General features: G+C 74.7%; 16 protein-coding genes. 7 read left to right on the plus strand and 9 right to left on the minus strand.

Going from position 1 to position 17684, the window contains the following annotated elements; all coding sequences use genetic code 11:
• Positions 1 to 10 precede the first annotated feature (10 nt).
• Both CFP65_RS16095 and CFP65_RS16100 read left to right on the plus strand, forming a co-directional pair.
• Complete coding sequence (locus CFP65_RS16095; protein WP_158702194.1) at positions 11 to 637, plus strand: DUF6542 domain-containing protein; 627 nt, start codon at positions 11 to 13, stop codon at positions 635 to 637.
• Entirely contained in the window at positions 630 to 2189 is a 1560-nt protein-coding gene (locus CFP65_RS16100; RefSeq protein WP_104816748.1) for an LCP family protein, read from the plus strand. Before CFP65_RS16095 ends, CFP65_RS16100 begins: the two co-directional genes overlap by 8 nt.
• Positions 2190 to 2278: 89 nt before the next feature.
• Here the strand turns inward: CFP65_RS16100 and CFP65_RS16105 are convergent, their stop codons facing one another.
• From CFP65_RS16105 to CFP65_RS16120, 4 genes are all read right to left on the minus strand, one after another.
• Positions 2279 to 3244, minus strand: a complete 966-nt coding sequence (locus tag CFP65_RS16105; protein ID WP_158702195.1) for a cytochrome c oxidase assembly protein — start codon at positions 3242 to 3244, stop codon at positions 2279 to 2281.
• 79 nt (positions 3245 to 3323) lie between these two features.
• Positions 3324 to 3689, minus strand: a complete 366-nt coding sequence (locus CFP65_RS16110) for a hypothetical protein (protein WP_104816750.1) — start codon at positions 3687 to 3689, stop codon at positions 3324 to 3326.
• Positions 3689 to 5011: a WXG100 family type VII secretion target gene (locus CFP65_RS16115; protein WP_104816751.1), complete on the minus strand. Its 1323-nt coding sequence runs from the start codon at positions 5009 to 5011 to the stop codon at positions 3689 to 3691. Before CFP65_RS16115 ends, CFP65_RS16110 begins: the two co-directional genes overlap by 1 nt.
• Entirely contained in the window at positions 5008 to 5301 is a 294-nt protein-coding gene (locus CFP65_RS16120) for a hypothetical protein (RefSeq protein WP_158702196.1), read from the minus strand. The genes CFP65_RS16115 and CFP65_RS16120 overlap by 4 nt, the downstream gene beginning before the upstream one ends.
• A gap of 130 nt (positions 5302 to 5431) precedes the next feature.
• Here CFP65_RS16120 and CFP65_RS16125 point away from each other — a divergent pair, with 130 nt between their 5' ends.
• Complete coding sequence (locus CFP65_RS16125; RefSeq protein ID WP_104816753.1) at positions 5432 to 6070, plus strand: hypothetical protein; 639 nt, start codon at positions 5432 to 5434, stop codon at positions 6068 to 6070.
• 7 nt (positions 6071 to 6077) lie between these two features.
• On the opposite strand, the gene CFP65_RS16130 is transcribed toward CFP65_RS16125, so the two are convergent.
• The 3 genes from CFP65_RS16130 to CFP65_RS16140 all read right to left on the minus strand — a co-directional run bounded on the left by CFP65_RS16130 (position 6078) and on the right by CFP65_RS16140 (position 10867).
• Complete coding sequence (locus CFP65_RS16130) at positions 6078 to 7361, minus strand: SUKH-4 family immunity protein (RefSeq protein ID WP_104816754.1); 1284 nt, start codon at positions 7359 to 7361, stop codon at positions 6078 to 6080.
• Positions 7358 to 10387 carry a toxin glutamine deamidase domain-containing protein gene (locus tag CFP65_RS42120; RefSeq protein ID WP_158702197.1) on the minus strand — a complete coding sequence of 1010 codons (3030 nt, stop codon included), beginning with the start codon at positions 10385 to 10387 and terminating at the stop codon, positions 7358 to 7360. The genes CFP65_RS16130 and CFP65_RS42120 overlap by 4 nt, the downstream gene beginning before the upstream one ends.
• Before the next feature lie 150 nt (positions 10388 to 10537).
• Positions 10538 to 10867: a WXG100 family type VII secretion target gene (locus tag CFP65_RS16140; RefSeq protein ID WP_104816756.1), complete on the minus strand. Its 330-nt coding sequence runs from the start codon at positions 10865 to 10867 to the stop codon at positions 10538 to 10540.
• Positions 10868 to 11021: 154 nt separating this feature from the next.
• Here CFP65_RS16140 and CFP65_RS16145 point away from each other — a divergent pair, with 154 nt between their 5' ends.
• Complete coding sequence (locus tag CFP65_RS16145; RefSeq protein ID WP_254552418.1) at positions 11022 to 11936, plus strand: hypothetical protein; 915 nt, start codon at positions 11022 to 11024, stop codon at positions 11934 to 11936.
• A 28-nt stretch (positions 11937 to 11964) separates the two neighbouring features.
• Here the strand turns inward: CFP65_RS16145 and CFP65_RS16150 are convergent, their stop codons facing one another.
• Together CFP65_RS16150 and CFP65_RS16155 are read right to left on the minus strand one after the other, a co-directional pair.
• Entirely contained in the window at positions 11965 to 13134 is a 1170-nt protein-coding gene (locus CFP65_RS16150; protein WP_371682535.1) for an NADH-quinone oxidoreductase subunit D, read from the minus strand.
• A 5-nt stretch (positions 13135 to 13139) separates the two neighbouring features.
• The gene (locus tag CFP65_RS16155) at positions 13140 to 14168 is read right to left on the minus strand and encodes an SAM-dependent methyltransferase (RefSeq protein ID WP_104816758.1); all 1029 of its coding nucleotides are present in this window, start codon (positions 14166 to 14168) and stop codon (positions 13140 to 13142) included.
• A gap of 94 nt (positions 14169 to 14262) precedes the next feature.
• Here CFP65_RS16155 and CFP65_RS16160 point away from each other — a divergent pair, with 94 nt between their 5' ends.
• The 3 genes from CFP65_RS16160 (at position 14263) to CFP65_RS16170 (ending at position 17622) form a co-directional block, all read left to right on the plus strand.
• Positions 14263 to 15474 (plus strand): sensor histidine kinase, encoded by a 1212-nt coding sequence (locus CFP65_RS16160; RefSeq protein WP_104816759.1) that lies wholly within the window; start codon positions 14263 to 14265, stop codon positions 15472 to 15474.
• 96 nt (positions 15475 to 15570) lie between these two features.
• Entirely contained in the window at positions 15571 to 16254 is a 684-nt protein-coding gene (locus tag CFP65_RS16165; protein ID WP_104816760.1) for a response regulator transcription factor, read from the plus strand.
• A 153-nt stretch (positions 16255 to 16407) separates the two neighbouring features.
• Positions 16408 to 17622, plus strand: a complete 1215-nt coding sequence (locus CFP65_RS16170; protein WP_104816761.1) for a sensor histidine kinase — start codon at positions 16408 to 16410, stop codon at positions 17620 to 17622.
• The last annotated feature ends 62 nt before the right edge of the window (positions 17623 to 17684 follow it).

The following is a 17684-nucleotide window of genomic DNA, read 5'->3' on the forward strand; positions in this document are numbered from 1 at the left end:
GGGTGAGCACGTGAGTGACCAGTGGAGGGGCCGGACGGCTCCGGAGCCCGCGCTCCGCCACGGACGGCCGGTGCCCGCCCCGGCCCGCAGCCGCCGCCCGGACGCGGACCGGACCGGCCCGACCGGGCCCCGGCGCTCCCCCGAGGCCGAGGCCGAGCCCGACCCCCGGCACCGGCCCGGCCCCCGGAACGGGCCCTCCTCGCACAAACACCCCGGCAAGGCCGGCCGGCGGCGGGCCGGGGCGCTGGCCGCACTGCTGCTGGTCGGGCTGCCGCTGCTCGGGGCGACGGTGGACGAGGCCTCCGGGCCCGGGGTGGGCGGGGTCTTCGCGGTGACCACCGTGCTCGGCACGGGGGCGGCCACCGCCCTGGTCAGCCGGGCGGGCTGGTGGTGGGTGGTGCCCGCCGTACCGCCGCTGGTGCTGGGGCTCAGCGCGCTGGCCGAGGTGCTGGGCGACGGAGAGAAGTACCAGGACGCCAAGGCCCTCGGCGCGGGTGCCGTGGGCTGGGCCGTCCGGGGCTTCCCGGTGATGCTCGCGGCGCTGGCCACCGCCCTGCTGGTCGCCCTGGTGCGGCTGCGCCGGGCGGCCGTCCGGCGGTCCGCCGACCGCCGCGCGGAGGGGGCCCGCCGTGGCTGACCGCCGCTCCCCGGGCCTGCTGCTCGGCCGCACAGCGCTCTGCGCCTTCTCCCTCACCGTGCTCGCCGCCAGCGGCCTGACCTGGTACGAGTACCACGCCCTGGACGACGGCCTGATCAAGTCCGACGCGCTGCGCACCGTCCGCCAGGGCGCGCCCCCGCGCCTGGACAACTCGGTCAACCTGCTGCTGATCGGCCTGGACAGCCGCAAGGACATGGACGGCAACGACCTGCCCTCGCAGGTGGTCTCCGAGGAGCTGCACGCCGGCTCCTCCAGCGACATCGGCGGCTACAACACCAACACCCTGATGGTGCTGCACATCCCGGCCGACGGCGGCAAGGTCACCGCGCTCTCCATCCCGCGCGACGACTGGGTGCAGACCGTCGGGGCCGACGGGAAGATGCACAAGATCAAGGAGGCCTACGACATCGCCAAGGCCCGCGCCGAGGCGAAGCTCGGGGGCAAGGGGCTCTCCAAGGCCGAGCTGGAGCGGCAGAGCCGGGAGGCCGGCCGGGCCGCCACGCTGGCCACCGTGCAGCAGTTCCTGGGCATCCCGATCGACCACTTCGCCGAGGTCAACCTGATCGGCTTCTACGACATCGCCAAGGCGCTGGAGCCGATCCAGGTCTGCCTCAACCACGCGGTGAGCGACCCGATCGTGGCCCGCACCGCGACCCACGAGGGCGGCGGCACCGGCCTCAAGCTGCCCGCCGGGGTCTCCAGCCTGAACGCCTCGGACGCGCTCTCCTTCGTCCGCCAGCGGCACAACCTGCCCGGCGGCGACCTGGACCGCACCCACCGGCAGCAGGCCTTCATCTCCTCCGTCGAGTACAAGCTCAAGCAGCAGGGGATCTTCGGCGACCTCGGCAAGCTGCAGGCGCTGTTCGACGTGGTCAAGAAGGACGTGGTGACCGACAGCGCCTGGAACATCCTCGACTTCGCCCAGCAGGCGCCCAACCTCACCGGGGGCAACGTCGAGTTCAACACCCTGCCGATCGCCGGCTTCAAGACCATCAACGGCCAGGACGTCAACGTGGTCGACCCGGACCTGATCAAGCGGATCGTCCGCCAGCTCACCGGCCACGACGGCGCCGCCCAGGCCGCCCCGCCCGCGGCCACGCCCAGCTCGGCCCCACCGACCGCCGACCCCTCGGCAGCCCCCTCGGCCGCCGAGAGCGCGGCCCGGCTGACCGGCACGGTGGACGTGTACAACGGCTCCTCGGTGGCGCACGCGGCCGCGACCGAGTCCAAGGCGCTGACCGCCCTGGGCCTGACCGAGGGCAGGATCGGCACCGCCACCACCCGCCCGAGGACCACCACGGTGACCTACGGCCCGGGCGCCAAGGCCGCCGCCGAGGCCGTCGCGGCCCGCTACCGCACCACCGCCACCCTCGGGACGACGGCCCAGCCGGGCCACCTCACCGTCACCCTGGGCGCCGACTACACCGCCCCGGCCACCGCCGCCCCGACCCCGGAGACCTCCCAGCCCGCCGAGGCCCTCCCGATGCAGGGCCCGGCGGTCAAGGCCGGCGGCATCCCCTGCGTCAACTGACGACTACCAGGGGCGCGAGGAACTGCGCGCCCAGCCCCCCACCTCGCCGCACGCACCCCCTCAGCCCCCGCCCCGCTCCCCGAACGTCCTCACTGCGCCCCGTACCGCCCGGCGAACCGCGGATCGGTCTCCCACCACGGCCTGTCACTCTCCTCCGCCTCCACCTGCCGCACCGGAACGGCGGCCGCAGCCGCTTCCGCTGCGTCCAGCTCCCGGTCCACCTGCACGGTCCGGGCCCGCTCCTCCCGGATCACCCGCACGATCAGGGCCACCATGAACGGCAGGCCGGCGATGTCGCCGAGACCCCAGAGCACGGCCCCGCCCCACTGCTGGTCCAGCTGCGGGCCCATGCCCCAGGGGCGGGCCAGCTGGGCCCAGTAGTCGGGGACGAGCAGGTGGGAGCCGAAGACCAGCACGAAGCCGAGCGCCGCGTCGAAGATCACCTCGACCACGGTGATCACCACCCCGACCATCGGGTGGTAGTGCCGCCCGACCGGGTCGAGCTGGAGCCGGGGCCAGAAGTAGGCCAGGCCGAGCAGCACGAAGGAGACGTGGAAGACGGTGTTCCACAGGCTCGTGGTGAGCGAGAGCCGGTACCAGTCGGTGAAGTAGAGCAGCCAGGGCGGCACCACCAGCAGCACGGTGGAGACCAGCGGGAACATCAGCACCTTGGAGACCCGCCCGCGCAGCGCCCCGAGCAGCCGCTCCCGGCCACCCTCCCCCGCCAGCTCGGCCAGCACCGTCACCGGCGCGCCCATCGCGAGCAGCAGCGGCACCACCATGAGCAGCACCACGGCCTGCACGGCCCGGTCGGTGAAGAACAGCTTCTCGTACACCCCGAGCCCGGAGCTCACGGTGAACAGCCAGAGCGCCAGCCCCAGCAGGAAGGCGGTGGTCCGCCCCGGCGGCCAGGCCTCGCCGCGCCGCCGCAGCCGCCCGAGCCCGGCCAGGTACCCGGCCAGCCCGAGCAGCACCAGCACCGTGACAGCCGGCTCGAACTGCCACTCGGTGAACACCCGGCCGAGCGTCCACTCCGGGGGAAAGGTCCCGTTCACTCCCACCAACCACCCTCGCGTTGCGACCAGCCCACCGATTGTGGCACCGGCCGGGCCAGCCGCTCCGCGAGGGTCGGCGCTAGTGGGGCGGGTTGGGCCCGAGGCAGATCAGATAGGTCTTCTGGGAGTTACCGGAGGTGTACGAGCCCTGGTACGAGCCGATGGTGCCCGGCACGTCCTGGCAGCTGCGGGTGGTGGGCAGCACGTTGTACCGCTTGAGCACCACCGCGTTCGCGGTGGACGCGGAGCACTTCACCACCTTGGGCGCCTTCGAGGCGCCCGCCTCGTACTGCACGCAGTTGCCGGTCAGCGGGCCGCTGCCGCCGTGGAAGAAGGTGGACCAGAGGGCGAAGGCCAGCAGCGCGCCCGGCAGGCCGAGCAGCAGCACGCCGAGCACCAGCTTGGCCTTCCAGGTCAGCTTCTTCTTCTCCTCACCGCCGGACATCAGCCGAACGCCTGCTCGATCCGGGACCTGTCGACCCGGTACGGCTCCGGGTTCTCGGTGCCGGCCTCCACGCCCTGGACGTCCTTGTTGCCGGTGACCTTGCCGGCCGCCCACTGGCCGATCTCGCTGTCGCCGAGCGTGCCGTGCACGTCGCCCGGGACGTCGGCGTACTTGGTGCCCTGGAGGCGGTAGCCGATCTCACCCTCGACGGCGGTGCGGAAGGTCTCGTCCTTGGCCGCGCCCTTGACCGCGCCGAGCACCGAGCCCTTGACCGCGCCGCCCAGGCCGATCGGCACGTGCGGGCCGCTCCTGCCCTCCTCGCCCTCTGCGGGCGGCTCCTGCTGCGGGCCCCGGTGCAGGCGGCCGCGGTCGTTGACGGTGTGGTCACCGAAGACCGCGTCCTTGAAGGCGTTGTCGATCTGGTTGCCGACCCACTTGTCGGCCCTGCCGGCGGCCTTGCGCGCGGCGTACTCGCCGAGCTTGCCGGCCACGCCCTCCATCGAGCCGGCCTCCTTGGCGTCCTTGAGGATCTTGCCGACCCCCTCGCCGCCCTTCTCCATGCCGCGCACCGCGTTGAGGGCCGTCCGCACGTCCTTGACGGCGCTCAGCGCCTCCTTGGCGTCCCGCAGGCTGCGGACGGCCTTGACGGCGGTGCTCAGCTCCTTGAGCGCCTCGACCAGCTTCTCCAGGTTGGTGGCGAGCTCCTCGGAGACCCGGGCGACGCGGGCGATGAAGGCGGAGATCTCCACCGCGTCCAGCATCGCGCCGGCGATCGCGCCGATGCCGAAGGTGAGCACGGTGATCACGGCCTCGGCGGCCAGCGAGGCGGCCAGCGCCTCGATCGCCTCGGTGATGATCTCGATCACCATGCCCTCGGCCAGCGCGCACATGGTGGCGGCCTGGTTGATGATCTGGGCGGTCTGGTCCATGCCCTCGGCGGTGGAGTCGAGCGCCTCGACCACCTCGCCCATGTGCCGACCGAAGGCGTCGGAGGCGACGCCCACCCACTGCTGGGCGAGCGGGCGGCACTCCGAGCGCAGCTGCTCGGCCACGCTCCGGACGGCCCGGGCCTGGGCCTGCCACTCCTCGGCGGCGGCGTTCAGGCCGTTCAGGTCGCCGGTGACCTTCTCCAGGTAGTGCATCAGGCCGCTGGCCTCGAGCGCGGCTTCGACCTTGCCGTCCAGCCAGCCGGTCAGGCCGCCCTTCTCGGGCTTGTGGGCCGGGGTGAGCGGCGCGGAGGGCGGGGCCGGGACGGCCTCGGTCCAGGCGTAGGCCTGGCTCGGGCCGAGGTCCACCGGGGAGACGAGCACCTGACCGTTCACTGGCCACCGCCCAGGCCCGCGGCGAGCTCCTGGTCGTGCTGGGCGTAGCTGTCGACGGTGGCGTTCAGGCCCTCCGCCGTCATGCCCAGCGCCTCGATCAGGTCGGCCAGGTTCTGCCCGTTGGCCTCGGCGTGCTGGTTGTACATCTGGTGCAGGTGGGCGGCGTTCGGCAGGTGACCGAAGGCGCTGCCCGAGAGGGCTATGCCGGCCACGGCCGAGCGGGCCTGCCCGAGTTGTCCGTTCTGTTCCCCGACGACCGACGCGTACCTACCCAAAGCCTCGGGCTGCACCCGAAAACCCTGTCCCCCCATGGCCGTTGCTCCCTCGTTCCGGCGATCAAAGCAGCCCATCGTACTGGCTGACGAACACCAGCCCTAGCACTAGGGTTGTTCGGGCCCACCGGACCGAGGAGACCCAGCCGTGAACCCGTACCCCACCCAGCAGAGCAGCGCTCCCGCGCCCCTCCACCCCGGTGAGACGGTGCTCGGCTCGTTCGACCTCGAACTGGACCCGCTGCTCCCGCTCTACTTCGACCCCAGCCGGTTCGCCGGCGCGGCCCTCGCCATGCCTTTCCGCTACCTCTGGGACGGCTTCCGGGCCTCGATGGCCATGCTCGCCCCGCCGGTGCTGCGCGAACTGCTCAGCCTGGACACCCGCTACCAGCGCCGGTACGGCCTCTACCCGATGACCCGGCTCTACCGGGCGATCCGGCGCCCGCTGCACGGCGGCTCCTGGCACGGCGGGCGGGAGTCCACCGCCGGCCGGTTCTGGCTGGCGGTGCGAACCTCTCCGATAAATCTGCAGGTCGACCACAAGCGCTTCACCTTGGTGCTGACCGACCGGCGCCTGCTGGCGCTGTACGGCACCCGGCCGGTCCTCGAGCTGCCCCGGGGCAGCTACGGCCTGCGGCCGGGCACCCCGGACTCCTGGTTCACCAAGCGGGTCGACCTGGCCTTCGCGGACGGCTCCTGGCTGGCCCTCAGCGCCGGCCGCTGGTTCTTCGGCTACAACGAGCAGGAGGAGGCCAAGGCCACCGGCCTCACCCACGCCCTGCGCTGAGCCCGGCTCAGATCAGCCCGTCCCAGAGCTGCTCGACGATGACGGCCCACCAGTTCTCCGGGTCGCCGAAGACGGTGCGGTCCAGCGCGGCCAGGCCCCACTGGAGCTCGGCCACCGCCGGGCCGGCCGCGTACGGGTGCAGCCCGGCCAGCCGGGGCAGCCGCTCGGCGAACAGGGCCAGGCAGCGGACGAAGGCGGTCAGGTCGGCGTTGCAGTAGCGGGCCACCGCGCTGTGCGGGTCGAGGGTGCGGACCTTGCCGTCGGCCGCGTCCACGGTGACCACGGCCCAGCCGTCGGAGCCGATCACGTACTGGCCGGCCAGCGCGGCCCAGGCCGCCTGGGTGGCCCGGCCGCCCCCGCCGCCCTCGGCCAGGTGCGCGCTGACCTCGGGCAGCACCGGGCCGACCCGGCTGCCGTCCAGCACCCCGTCGGCCTGCGGGTGGTGCACCGCGAAGTACCCCGGCACCTCGGCCGGCAGGCCGATCCGGGTGAGCACCCCGGCGGTCGGCTCCGGCAGCCCCGCCGCCAGCACCTCGCCCGCGCCGAACCGGCGCAGCCCCTCGGCGCCGAACAGCGCGCCGAGCCGGGCGGCCAGCTGCGGCTCGCCCTCCGGCTGGGCGGGCGGCACGGCGAGCGGGAAGGGCACCCGGTTGGGCTTCGGGTCGGCGCCCGGCAGCAGCTGCCGGACAGCGGCGGCCCGCTGGTCGAACCGCGGTCCGTACATCAGCCGGTGGCTCAGCTGGGCCTGCGGCAGCTCGGCGGCCAGGTCGAGCACGGTGTAGTTGCCGGGCAGCATGGCCAGCCGCAGGTCGGTCCGCACCCCGATCACCTGCTCGGCCTTGACCCCCTGCTCCTTCAGCTGCCACCAGGCGCGCAGCGCCGGGTGCGGGCGGCCCGGGGCCGAGCGCAGCTCCAGCACCTGCCGCTCGCCCTGGCCGTCCAGCCAGCTCAGCTCGGCCCGGTCGCCGGGGCCGGTGACCGGCGGCAGCGCCGGGTCGTACCGGTCGGCGCCGAGCTTGGCCCGGTAGAGGCCGACGATCTCCGGCACCGGGCAGGAGGGCCAGACCGTCAGCTCGCCGGTGGCCCGGTCGACCACGGCCCCGGCCGCGCCGAGCTCCTCGGGGGCCCGCCGCCCGCCGGTCAGCGGGTCGACCTGCACGGGGGCGGGCTCGGGCCAGACCACCCAGCCGAGCTCGAACTCGTGGCTGCGGACCGCGCGCGCCGCCTCCTGCGGCAACTCGCCGTTGAACCAGCGGTGCGCGATGTCCAGGGCCTGCTCGCGGGTGATCATCGGGTCTTGCTCCTGGTGCGGTGGGCGGTCAGCCGCGAGCGCGGCGGGGCGACGGCGGGGGCGGCGGCAGCGGGGGCCGGCTGCTCGACCGGGGCCGAGGCGGTCGCCGGGGCCGGGACGGCGGCCGACAGCTCGGTGAGGTCCAGCGGCCGGGAGGCCGCGTCCAGCGCGATCGCCCAGAGGCCGTGGTCGGCCGGGTGCAGCGGGCTCGGTGCCTGACGGCCCGACAGGTGGTCGAGGTAGGTCAGCGCCTTGCCGTGCAGCACGGCGTTCCAGGTGTGCGAGCGGCCGTACTCGTCCAGGGTGAGCAGCACCGCCTGGGCACCGGGCCCGGAGCGGTGCAGCGCCAGCGCGAGCTGCTCGAAGGCGCCCGTGCCGTCGCCCAGGTCGCGGAACCGGGTGCCGAGCTCGCGCTCGATCCGGTCCCGGCCGCCGCGCTCGCCCCACGGGCCGTCGGGCAGCCGGGGAGCGGCGCAGGTCGGCAGGCCGGCGAAGGTCCGCAGGCCGGAGAGCGCCAGGTCCACGCAGGTGTTGGCGCGGCCGCTCTCGCGCGGGCCGCCACCGTTGATCGCCTCGGCCCAGTCGCCCGCGCGCGGGTCCGGGTGTACGGCGTAGGAGCCGTCGGCCGCACGCGGCACCCGCCGCTCCACCTCGCGCTGGTGCGCCGGGTCGACCGGCCCGAGCCCGCCGGGCAGGCCGTACGGACGGCTGTCCGTGCTCCGCTCGCGCTTCTCCACGGGCGGCGGCGGGGCCGGGCGGGTGTACGCCTGCACCACCAGGTACGCGGCCGAGACCTGCCCGGGCTCCACCGGGGCGCTCCAGGCGCCGGCCGGGGCGTCGGGCCGACGCCCCGGCAGCGGCTGGTCGGCGTAGCCCCGGAGCGGGCCGGGCGCCGAGGTGCCCAGGCCCGGGGCGGCGACCGGCCTGGCCACGCCCGGGCGGGCGTCCTGCACCGGGAGGCCGACCACGGCGCCGGTGGTGCTGGTGGCACCCGGGGTGCCGGTGCCGCCCGCGCTGCCCGCGCTGCCCGCGACCGGGCCGAGTGGCACCGCACCGCTGCTGCCCGCGCCGCTGCTGCCCGGGGCGCCAGCAGCGCCGGGGGCACCGGCGGCACCCGGCGCACCGGCCGGGGGCGCACCGGGGGTGACCGGGCCGCCGGCCACGGGCGCGCCGGTCACCGGAGCGCCGGCGACCGGGCCGGCCCCGACGCCGGCCACCGGGCCGGTGGCGATCGGCGCGCTCAGCGGGCCGCCGGTGACGGGCGTACCGACCGGGCCTCCGGAGACCGGCAGACCGCCGCCGACCGGGCCGCCGCCGAGCGAGACGCCGCCCGACTGGCTGCCGCCCGGGTCGGGCCGGTAGCCGCCGCCGGCCGGGCCGGAGGCGTCCACCGAGCTCCACGGGTCGCCGGCGGCCGGCGGCGCGCTGGGCGCGGGCGGCAGCGGGGCCGTCCCGAGCGAGTCGGTGTGCACGCTCGGCGGGCCGGCCGGGGCCGGCGGGTCGGGCAGCGGGTGGCTCGGGCCCTGGTAGCCGCCACCACCGCCACCGCCCACGCCGCCCGCGCCGTAGCCGCCGCCGTAGTCGCCGCCACCGCGGTGGCCGCCGCCGTACGAGCCGCCGCCTCCGCCACCGCCGCCGCTGGTGGCCACGGTGGGCGTGGGGGTGGTGTCCAGGGTCGGGGCCGGGGTGGTGGTGAGGTCGACCTGGGCGGGGCCGAGGCCCAGGTGCAGGCCGTTGCCGGGCTTGGTCGACAGGCCGGTGGGGCCGGTGGGGGTGGTGGTGCTCTTGGTGGTCAGGTCGGTCAGGGGGTCGACCGGCGGGGTGCCGTTCGGGTCGGTCAGCGGCAGCTGGTTGCCCTGCTGGTCGAACCGGGGCTTGCCGGCGAGCCCGGGCGGGGTGGGGTTGGTCGGGCCGGTGCCGGTGGGGCCGATGCCGTACGGGTCGGTGCCGCTGACGGGCTTGCCGGTGGCGTCGAAGAGCTGCGGCTTGCCGTCCTTGCCGAGCAGCGGCTTGCCCTGGGCGTCGAGGTCGAGGGTGAGGCCGGTGCCGCCCACCGCGCCGTCGGTGCCGACCAGCACGGGCTTGCCGTCCGGGCCGGTCAGCGGCTTACCGGTGGTGTCCAGCGCGACCCCGGCCACCGGGTTGCCCTGGCGGTCGGTCAGTTCTATCTGGCCCGAGGAGTCGAGCACGGGCTTGCCGTTCTGCCCGACCGCCACGGTGATCCCGGCCACGCCGGGCACGGCCGTGCCGTTCTGGTCCAGGAAGACCGGCTGGCCCTGGGCGTCGGTGCGCACGGTGCCGTCGCGGCGCAGCGCCACGTGCAGGGTCTGCATCCCGGCCACCCCGAGGGCGCCGCTCTTGACCCCGGTGGTCAACACGCTCTTGGCCGGCAGGTCGCCGGCCCGGGCGTCCACCTTCAACTGCCCCGTGCCGAGCCGCTCCAGGGCGATGACGGCGGGCTCCTTGAGGGCGGCCCGCAGCTCGTGCTCCAGCCGGTCGGCCAGCCCGTCCAGCAGCGCGCCGACGTGCAGCTTGGCCACCTCGGTCTCGGCCGCCTCGCCCACGTCGGCGACCACGCCGGTGACGGCCTTGGCCACGCTGCCGAGCACCCCGCCGCCGAGCGCCTGCTTGGCCTTGTCACCCAGCGAGTCGGTGGCCTTGAGCTGGTCGGCCAGCGAGTGCAGCGCGGCGACGATGCCGGCCTTGCACTCGTCCACCGCCACGGCGGCGTCGTCGAAGGCCTTGGCCAGCAGCTCGGCCGCCGCCCGGGCGTCGTCCAGGTGGCCCCGGCCGCCGTCGGCGAAGGCCCGCCAGTGGTCGGCGAAGGCGTCCACCGAGCTGCCGGAGTTCTCGGAGGTGACGCGCTGGGCCGAATCCTGGCCGCGGCGGCCGAGCCGCTCGGCCTCGGCGCCGAAGTCGCGCCAGAGGGCGGCGGCCCGGCGCAGCCCGTCCTCGTCCGCCTCGGGCCACTTGTGGCTGGTCTTCGCCATCACCGGGACGAGGTCCTCGGGCAAACTCCGGGACACGTGAGTCCCCCTTCGGGTTCGACGGTTGGTACGAGGGGCGGCGCCGCGCTCCGGCGGCCACGCCGAACGCGGGCCTCGGGCATCAGCCGAGACGCGCCAGGCGCGGGGGCAGTTGCAGCGCGCCGCCCCGGTGGTCGGGGTGGGGCGGGGTCAGCGGGTCAGGCCCGCGGTGATCTCGTCCTCGGTGCCGCTGGTGCTGTCGGCCATCGCATGCAGGCCGGAACCGACCACGCGGAGCTGGTCCGCCAGTCCGTTCAACCCGGCCACCAGCTGGGGCTGCGCCTCCTGCCAGGCCGCGCCGAAGCCGTGGCCCGGGGCGTCCGTGCCCCAGGGCGTGCCGAGGTCCGCGAAGCCCTGCTCCAGGGTCATCGCGGCCCGGTTGAAATCGTTCGAGATGGACTCGAACTCCTTGCCCTCACCGTGCAGTTCCCAGGGCTTGAGGAGGAATCCGCCGCCCCCGCCCACCGCGTTCGCCGCCATCCGTGCACTCCCCCGTCATCGTCCGTCCGGCGGCGCCATCCTAGGCCCCGCCCCCGGGGGCGCCGCAGGGGTGGCGCCTCTTTCTCACGGCAGCTTCACGACCTGCCCCGACGGGCACCGCCCGACCGCCACCCACAGGCCATACCCTTACCGGGTGGCAGCAGAGACCCCGAAGCCCCTGAAGAAGTCCAACAGCGGCAAGAACAGCAAGAGCACCACCGGCGCCAAGGGCACCAAGGCTCCCAAGAAGCAGAAGAACCCGGTCGACCTGGGCATGCCGGCCCCGCTCCCCGAGGTCGGGCTCGACTTCGCCCGGGCCTGGGTGGAGTTCGCCGACCCGGCCGACGAGGAGCAGGTCTTCCGCTGCGACCTGACCTGGCTGACCTCGCGCTGGGGCTGCATCTTCGGCAAGGGCTGCCACGGGATCCGGCCCGGGCGCGGCGAGTCGGACGGGTGCTGCACGCTCGGCGCGCACTACTCGGACGAGGAGGACGAGCAGCGGGTGGCCTCCCACGCGGCCCGCCTCACCCCGGCCGACTGGGAGCTCTTCGAGCACGGCACCGACGCCAAGGGCCGGATCAAGCTCGACGGCGGCATCACCATGTTCGACGAGGACGGCGACCGCCAGACCCGCCGGGTCGACGGCGCCTGCCTCTTCCTCAACCGCCCCGGCTTCGCCGGCGGCGCCGGCTGCGCCCTGCACTCGCTCGCCCTGCGCGAGGGCAAGGAGCCCCTGGAGACCAAGCCCGACGTCTGCTGGCAGCTCCCGGTCCGCCGCACCTACGACTGGATCGACCGCCCCGACGACACCCGCTACCTCCAGGTCACCATCGGCGAGTACGACCGCCGAGGCTGGGGCCCCGGCGGCCACGACCTCCACTGGTGGTGCACCAGCTCCCCCGAGGCCCACAACGGCCCCGACCCGGTCTACGTCTCCTACCGCCCCGAGCTCACCGAACTCATGGGCCCCGAGGGCTACGCCGTCCTCGCCGACCTCTGCGCCCAGCGCATGGCCTCGGGCAGCGACCGCACCCACGCCCCCCACCCGGCCGACGGCTTCGACGCCTGACCCGGCCGGCGGGGGGCCGGCCCGGGGCCTACTTGTCGATGTCGCCGACCACGAAGAACATCGAGCCGAGGATGGCGACCATGTCGGCGACCAGGGTGCCGGGGAGCAGCTCGGTCAGGGCCTGGATGTTGTTGTAGGAGGCCGAGCGGAGCTTGAGGCGCCAGGGGGTCTTCTCGCCGCGGGAGACGAGGTAGTAGCCGTTGATGCCGAGGGGGTTCTCGGTCCAGGCGTAGGTGGCGCCCTCGGGGGCCTTGAGCACCTTGGGGAGGCGGAGGTTGACCGGGCCGGGGGCGAGGGTGGCGAGCTTGTCGAGGCAGGCGTCGGCCAGGTCGAGGGAGTTGGCGGTCTGCTCGATCAGGCACTCGAAGCGGGCCAGGCAGTCGCCCTCCTCGCGGGTGACCACGGTGAGCACCTCGCGCAGCTCCGGCGAGCCGTACGCGAGGTAGGGCTCGTCCCGCCGCAGGTCGAAGTCGACCCCGCTGGCGCGGGCGATCGGGCCGCTGACCCCGTACGCGTGCACGTGCGCGGCGGAGAGCACGCCGACCCCGGCGGTGCGGCCGCGGAAGATCTCGTTGCCGAGCACCAGGTCCTCGAAGACCGGCAGCTGGGCGCGGACGGTGGCCACGGCGGCCCGGACGCGGGCCAGCCAGCCGGCCGGGACGTCCTCCTTGAGGCCGCCGACCCGGTTGAACATGTAGTGCATCCGGCCGCCGGAGGCCTCCTCCAGCACGTGCTGGAGCTCCTCGCGGCCGTTGAAGGCGTGGAAGACCGGGGTGATCCCGCCGAGCTCCAGCGGGTAGGAGCCGAGGAACATCAGGTGGTTGAGCACCCGGTTGAGCTCGGCCAGCATGGTGCGGATCCAGACCGCCCGCTCGGGCACCTCCATGCCGAGCATCCGCTCGACCGAGAGCACCACGCCCAGCTCGTTGGCGAAGGCGGAGAGCCAGTCGTGCCGGTTGGCCAGCATGATGATCTGCCGGTAGTCCCGGGCCTCGAAGAGCTTCTCGGCGCCCCGGTGCATGTACCCGATCACGGGCTCGGCCGCGAGGATCCGCTCGCCGTCCAGCACCAGCTTGAGCCGCAGCACACCGTGGGTGGACGGGTGCTGCGGGCCGATGTTGAGCACCATGTCGGTGGTGCCCAGCTCGCCCGTCACGTTGTCGGCCCCGGCGCCGATGCCGACCGTGGTCTCCCTGATGAGGCTCATGAGGGGAGAGTCTGCCACCCATCGAGCCCCCGCAGGGCTTCCGGTACCGGCATTCGGACCGTCTGTGTCAACCACCGGAAGCCGCCGAGCCCGGCCGGATCGGTCAGCTCGGCCGACTCCCCCGCGCCGCCGAGCGCGCGCAGGTACGCCACCGGGTCGGTGGAGGCCAGCTCGAGCGGCGGGCGCCCGCCGTCCACGCCGAGCGCCCGCAGCGCCGCACGCTGCGTCGTCCACAGGCTGTGGAGACCGGGCGCCGCCGCCGAGTCCAGTGCCACGTGCGCCGTCACGTCGCAGGAGCCGTCCGGCACGGGCTCCACCTCGCGGCCCGCGCGGAAGCCGGCCAGGGTGCCGAAGAGCGGACGGTCGGCCCGGGTGTGCGCGTAGTCCACGGCCACGGCCAGGCCGCGCTCAAGCCCGGCCACAGCGCCGCGCCAGGCGGCGTCCCGGCTGCGGCCGAGCTCGACCCGGGCGCCGGGCTCCTCGGCGGGCCACCAGCGGGCGGCCCACTCGGCGTCCGCCCCGGCCACCGGCGCGGCCAGCCGCTCCTCCCCGGCGGGGGTCACCTCCACCAGCCGGAGCACCCCGTCCTCGTCCACCTCGGCGATGTCCAGCGGCACGTTGTCCAGCCACTCGTTGGCGAAGAGCAGCCCGGCGAAGCCGGTGGGCACCCGGTCCGTCCACTCCACCTCGGCCGGCACCCCGGCCGGCCGCTCGGCCACCTCGACAGCCACCGGCCGCAGCCGGCCGCCCAGGTCGCCCCGGTCGTCCAGGCCGCCGACCGCCGCCAGCACCCCGGTGAGCAGCTCGCCCCGCCCGGCCCCCACGTCGACCAGGGTGATCACCTCGGGTCGGCCGAGCTCCCGGTCCACCTCGCGCAGGAGGCGGGCGACCGCCCCGGCGTAGTGCGGGGAGGCGTGCACGGAGGTGCGGAAGTGGCCCACCGGGCCCTCCGGCCTGCGGTAGAAGCCGCTGTCGGGCGCGTACAGGGCCTGTTCCATCGCGGTCTGCCACCGCTGCCAGCTCATGCCCGGACGGTACCGCCCTCTCCACCTTGGGGAGTAGGCCGGATCGCCCTCGCGGCGGACCTGGAAGCCCCCCCGCGCTGCCTACGCTTGTACTGTGCATCGACTCAACGCCTGGCTCCGCCGTCACCCCATGGTGGTCGACTCCGCCTGGGCCTTGCTCGTGCTCTTCTTCGGGGCGCTCTCCGACATCGACCAGGGCGGCTCCTGGCAGCTCGGGGCCGGCCTGCTGGTCTCGCTCGCCGTGGCCGCCCTGATGGTGGTGCGCCGCAAGTACCCGAACCTGACCACCGCCGTCGGGGTGGCGCTCGGCCTCTCCCAGATCGCCTTCAACATCATCCCGGGCGCCTCCAGCATCGCCTACCTGGTCTTCGCGTACACCGCCGCCGCCTTCGGCGCCCCCTGGGCCTCCCGGATCGCGCTCGGCGTCGGGCTGACGGCCGGGCCGCTGACGGTCTGGCGGTTCTTCTACGTCGAGGAGGACCCGGCGGGCAGCAGCCCGCACGGACTGGCCCAGTCGGCCTTCCTCGCGGCCCTGCTCTCCACCCCCTTCGTGCTCTGCTGGGCCTGGGGCCGGCTGACCCGCGTCCGCCGGGCCTACCTGGTGGAGCTGGAGGACCGCGCGGCCCGGCTGGAGCGCGAGCGGGACGCCCAGGCCAAGGTGGCCGTGGCCGCCGAGCGGGCCCGGATCGCCCGCGAGCTGCACGACGTGGTCGCGCACAACGTCTCGGTGATGATCGTCCAGGCCGACGGCGCCGCGTACGTGATGGACAACTCGCCCCAGCAGGCCAAGGAAGCGCTGGGCACCATCGCCGCCACCGGGCGCCAGGCGCTGGTCGAGATGCGCCGCCTGCTGGGCGTGCTGCGCACCGCCGACACCGCCGACGAGTACGTGCCGCAGCCCGGCGTCGAGGAGCTGCCCGACCTGCTGGAGCAGGTCCGCACGGCCGGTCTGCCGGTCTCCTTCTCCACCACCGGCGAGGCCCGCGACCTGCCGCGCGGCGTGGAGCTGACGGTCTACCGGATCGTCCAGGAGGCGCTCACCAACGTGCGCAAGCACGGCGGCCCCGACGTGCGGGCCAACGTGGCCGTCGACTTCCGCGACCGCGAGCTGGAGGTGCTGATCGAGGACGACGGCCGCGGCTCCACCGCGGAGCAGCTCGCCGCGGGCGGCACGGACGGCCTCGGCCACGGCCTGATCGGCATGCGCGAGCGGGTCGGCATGGTCAGCGGCAGCCTCGACGTGGGCCAACGCCCCGGCGGCGGCTTCCGCATCCGCGCCGTGATGCCCCTCAAATCCGGCAAATGAGCGCCATCGCCAGGGGCGCGGGGAACTGCGCGGCCCACCCCGCACGTCGCCGCAGCTGAAAAGCCTCGATCCGCTTGCACTATCCAGGAGCCCCAATTGACCATCCGCGTCATGCTCGTCGACGACCAGGAACTGCTCCGCACCGGCTTCCGGATGGTGCTCCAGTCCCAGGGGGACATCGAGATCGCCGCCGAGGCCGGCGACGGGCAGGAGGCGCTCGCCGTCCTGGAGCGCGCCGAGGTGGACGTGATCCTGATGGACGTCCGGATGCCCCGGCTGGACGGCGTCCAGGCCACCCGCCGGATCTGCCTCACCGAGGACGGCCTGCCCCGCGAGGGGGCCCCGCACGTGCTCATCCTGACCACCTTCGACCTGGACGAGTACGCCTTCGCCGCGCTCAAGGCCGGGGCCAGCGGCTTCCTGCTCAAGGACGTGCCGCCCACCGAGCTGGTCGCGGCCATCCGGGCCGTGCACGGCGGGGACGCCGTGGTCGCCCCGACCACCACCCGCCGGATGATCGACCGCTTCGCCCAGGTGCTGCCCACCTCCCGCGAGACGCCCGGCGCCGCCACCCTGGCCCCGCTCACCGAGCGCGAGCGGGAGGTCTTCCTGCTGGTGGCCCAGGGCCTCTCCAACGGCGAGATCGCCGCCCGGCTCACCCTCTCCGAGGCCACTGTGAAGACCCACGTCGGCCGGATCCTGGCCAAGCTCGGGCTGCGCGACCGCGTCCAGGCCGTGGTGCTCGCCTACGAGGCGGGGCTGGTCCGGGCCGGGGAGTGAGGGCCGGATGCTGACGGGGTGCAGCCGCCCGGCTACGGAACTCGGGGCTTTCCGGGCGAATCGGACTGATGTACCGTCCCGTGAGTTCCCCTTCCGACGGCCGGGCTCCGCACTCCGACGGCCGAGCCCCGCGCCAAGACCCCGGGATGTCCCATGACGGCTGTGCCCCCGGCCGCCCCGCAGGTCCGCTTCCTCCGCCTCCTCGGCCGGATCCTCTGGCGGCCGAACTCCCGCTGGCACCAGCGCGCGGTGGACCTGCTGCTGGTGCTCCCCGCCGGGCTGGACGCCGCCCTCAACTACCCGCCGCCCCGCGACTGGAGCTTCTGGGCCTCGCTCGCGGCGGCCGGCGTGCTGCTGCTGCGCCGGCGGCTGCCGCTCTGCGTGCTGCTCGCCACCCTGCCCGGCCTGTACGCCGGCCGGGCGCTGATCGCGGCCATGGTCGCGGTCTACACGGTGGCCCGCTCGGCCCGGCCGACCTGGCAGAAGGTGCTGGCGGCCGCGCTGGTGGTGACCGGCTCCTTCATACCCTGGCCGATCAGCGACATCACCAAGATGACCGCGAGCGACATCTGCCAGCAGCTGATCTACGCCGTGATGCTGGGCGCCGGCCCGGTCTGGCTCGGGCTGCTGGCTCAGACCCGCAAGGACCTCTCCGACCGGGTGGCCGAGCTGGCCGCCGTCCGCGACCAGGAGCGGGCGCTGCACGCGGCGGCCGTGCTGGCCAAGGAGCGGGCCCGGATCGCCCGCGAGATGCACGACGTGGTCTCGCACCAGGCCGGGCTGATCGCCGTCCAGGCCGGCGCGCTGGAGGTCACCTCCCAGGACGCCCGGGTCAAGCAGGTCGCGGGCACCCTGCGCGGGCTGGCCGTGGCCACCCTGGAGGAGCTGCGGTCGATGATCCTGGTCCTGCGGGCGGCCGGCGCCGGCCCCACCGAGCTGGCCCCGCAGCCCCGGCTGGCCGATCTTGCCTCGCTGGTCGCCGCCTCCGAGGTGGACGCGTCCCTGCGGATCGACCTGGCCGGCCGCACCGTCCCCGAGCCGGTCGAGCGGGCCGCCTACCGCACCGTCCAGGAGGCCCTGACCAACGTGCGCAAGCACGCCCCCGGCGCCCTCACCTCGGTGACCGTCGAGGCCGACGAATGCAGTTTGAACGTCGCCGTCCGCAACGGAGTCCCGACCGTCGAGGCCCCGGCCGTGCCGCTGCCCGGCGGCCGCCACGGGATCGTCGGCCTGCGGGAGCGGGCGGCCCTGCTGGACGGCGAACTGACGGCTCAGCCGAGGCACGACGGCGGGTTCGACGTACTCCTCCGCGTTCCGTTGCAACCGGTTAGGGGCGCGGGGAACGGCGCGGCCAGCCCGGCACGCTGAAGCAGTCTTACGCCGAGAACCACTTGCACTGTCCGTTGCTGGTGCAACTGACTGCCGACGGG

This window comes from Kitasatospora sp. MMS16-BH015 (assembly GCF_002943525.1).
In the GTDB taxonomy this organism is placed as follows: domain Bacteria; phylum Actinomycetota; class Actinomycetes; order Streptomycetales; family Streptomycetaceae; genus Kitasatospora.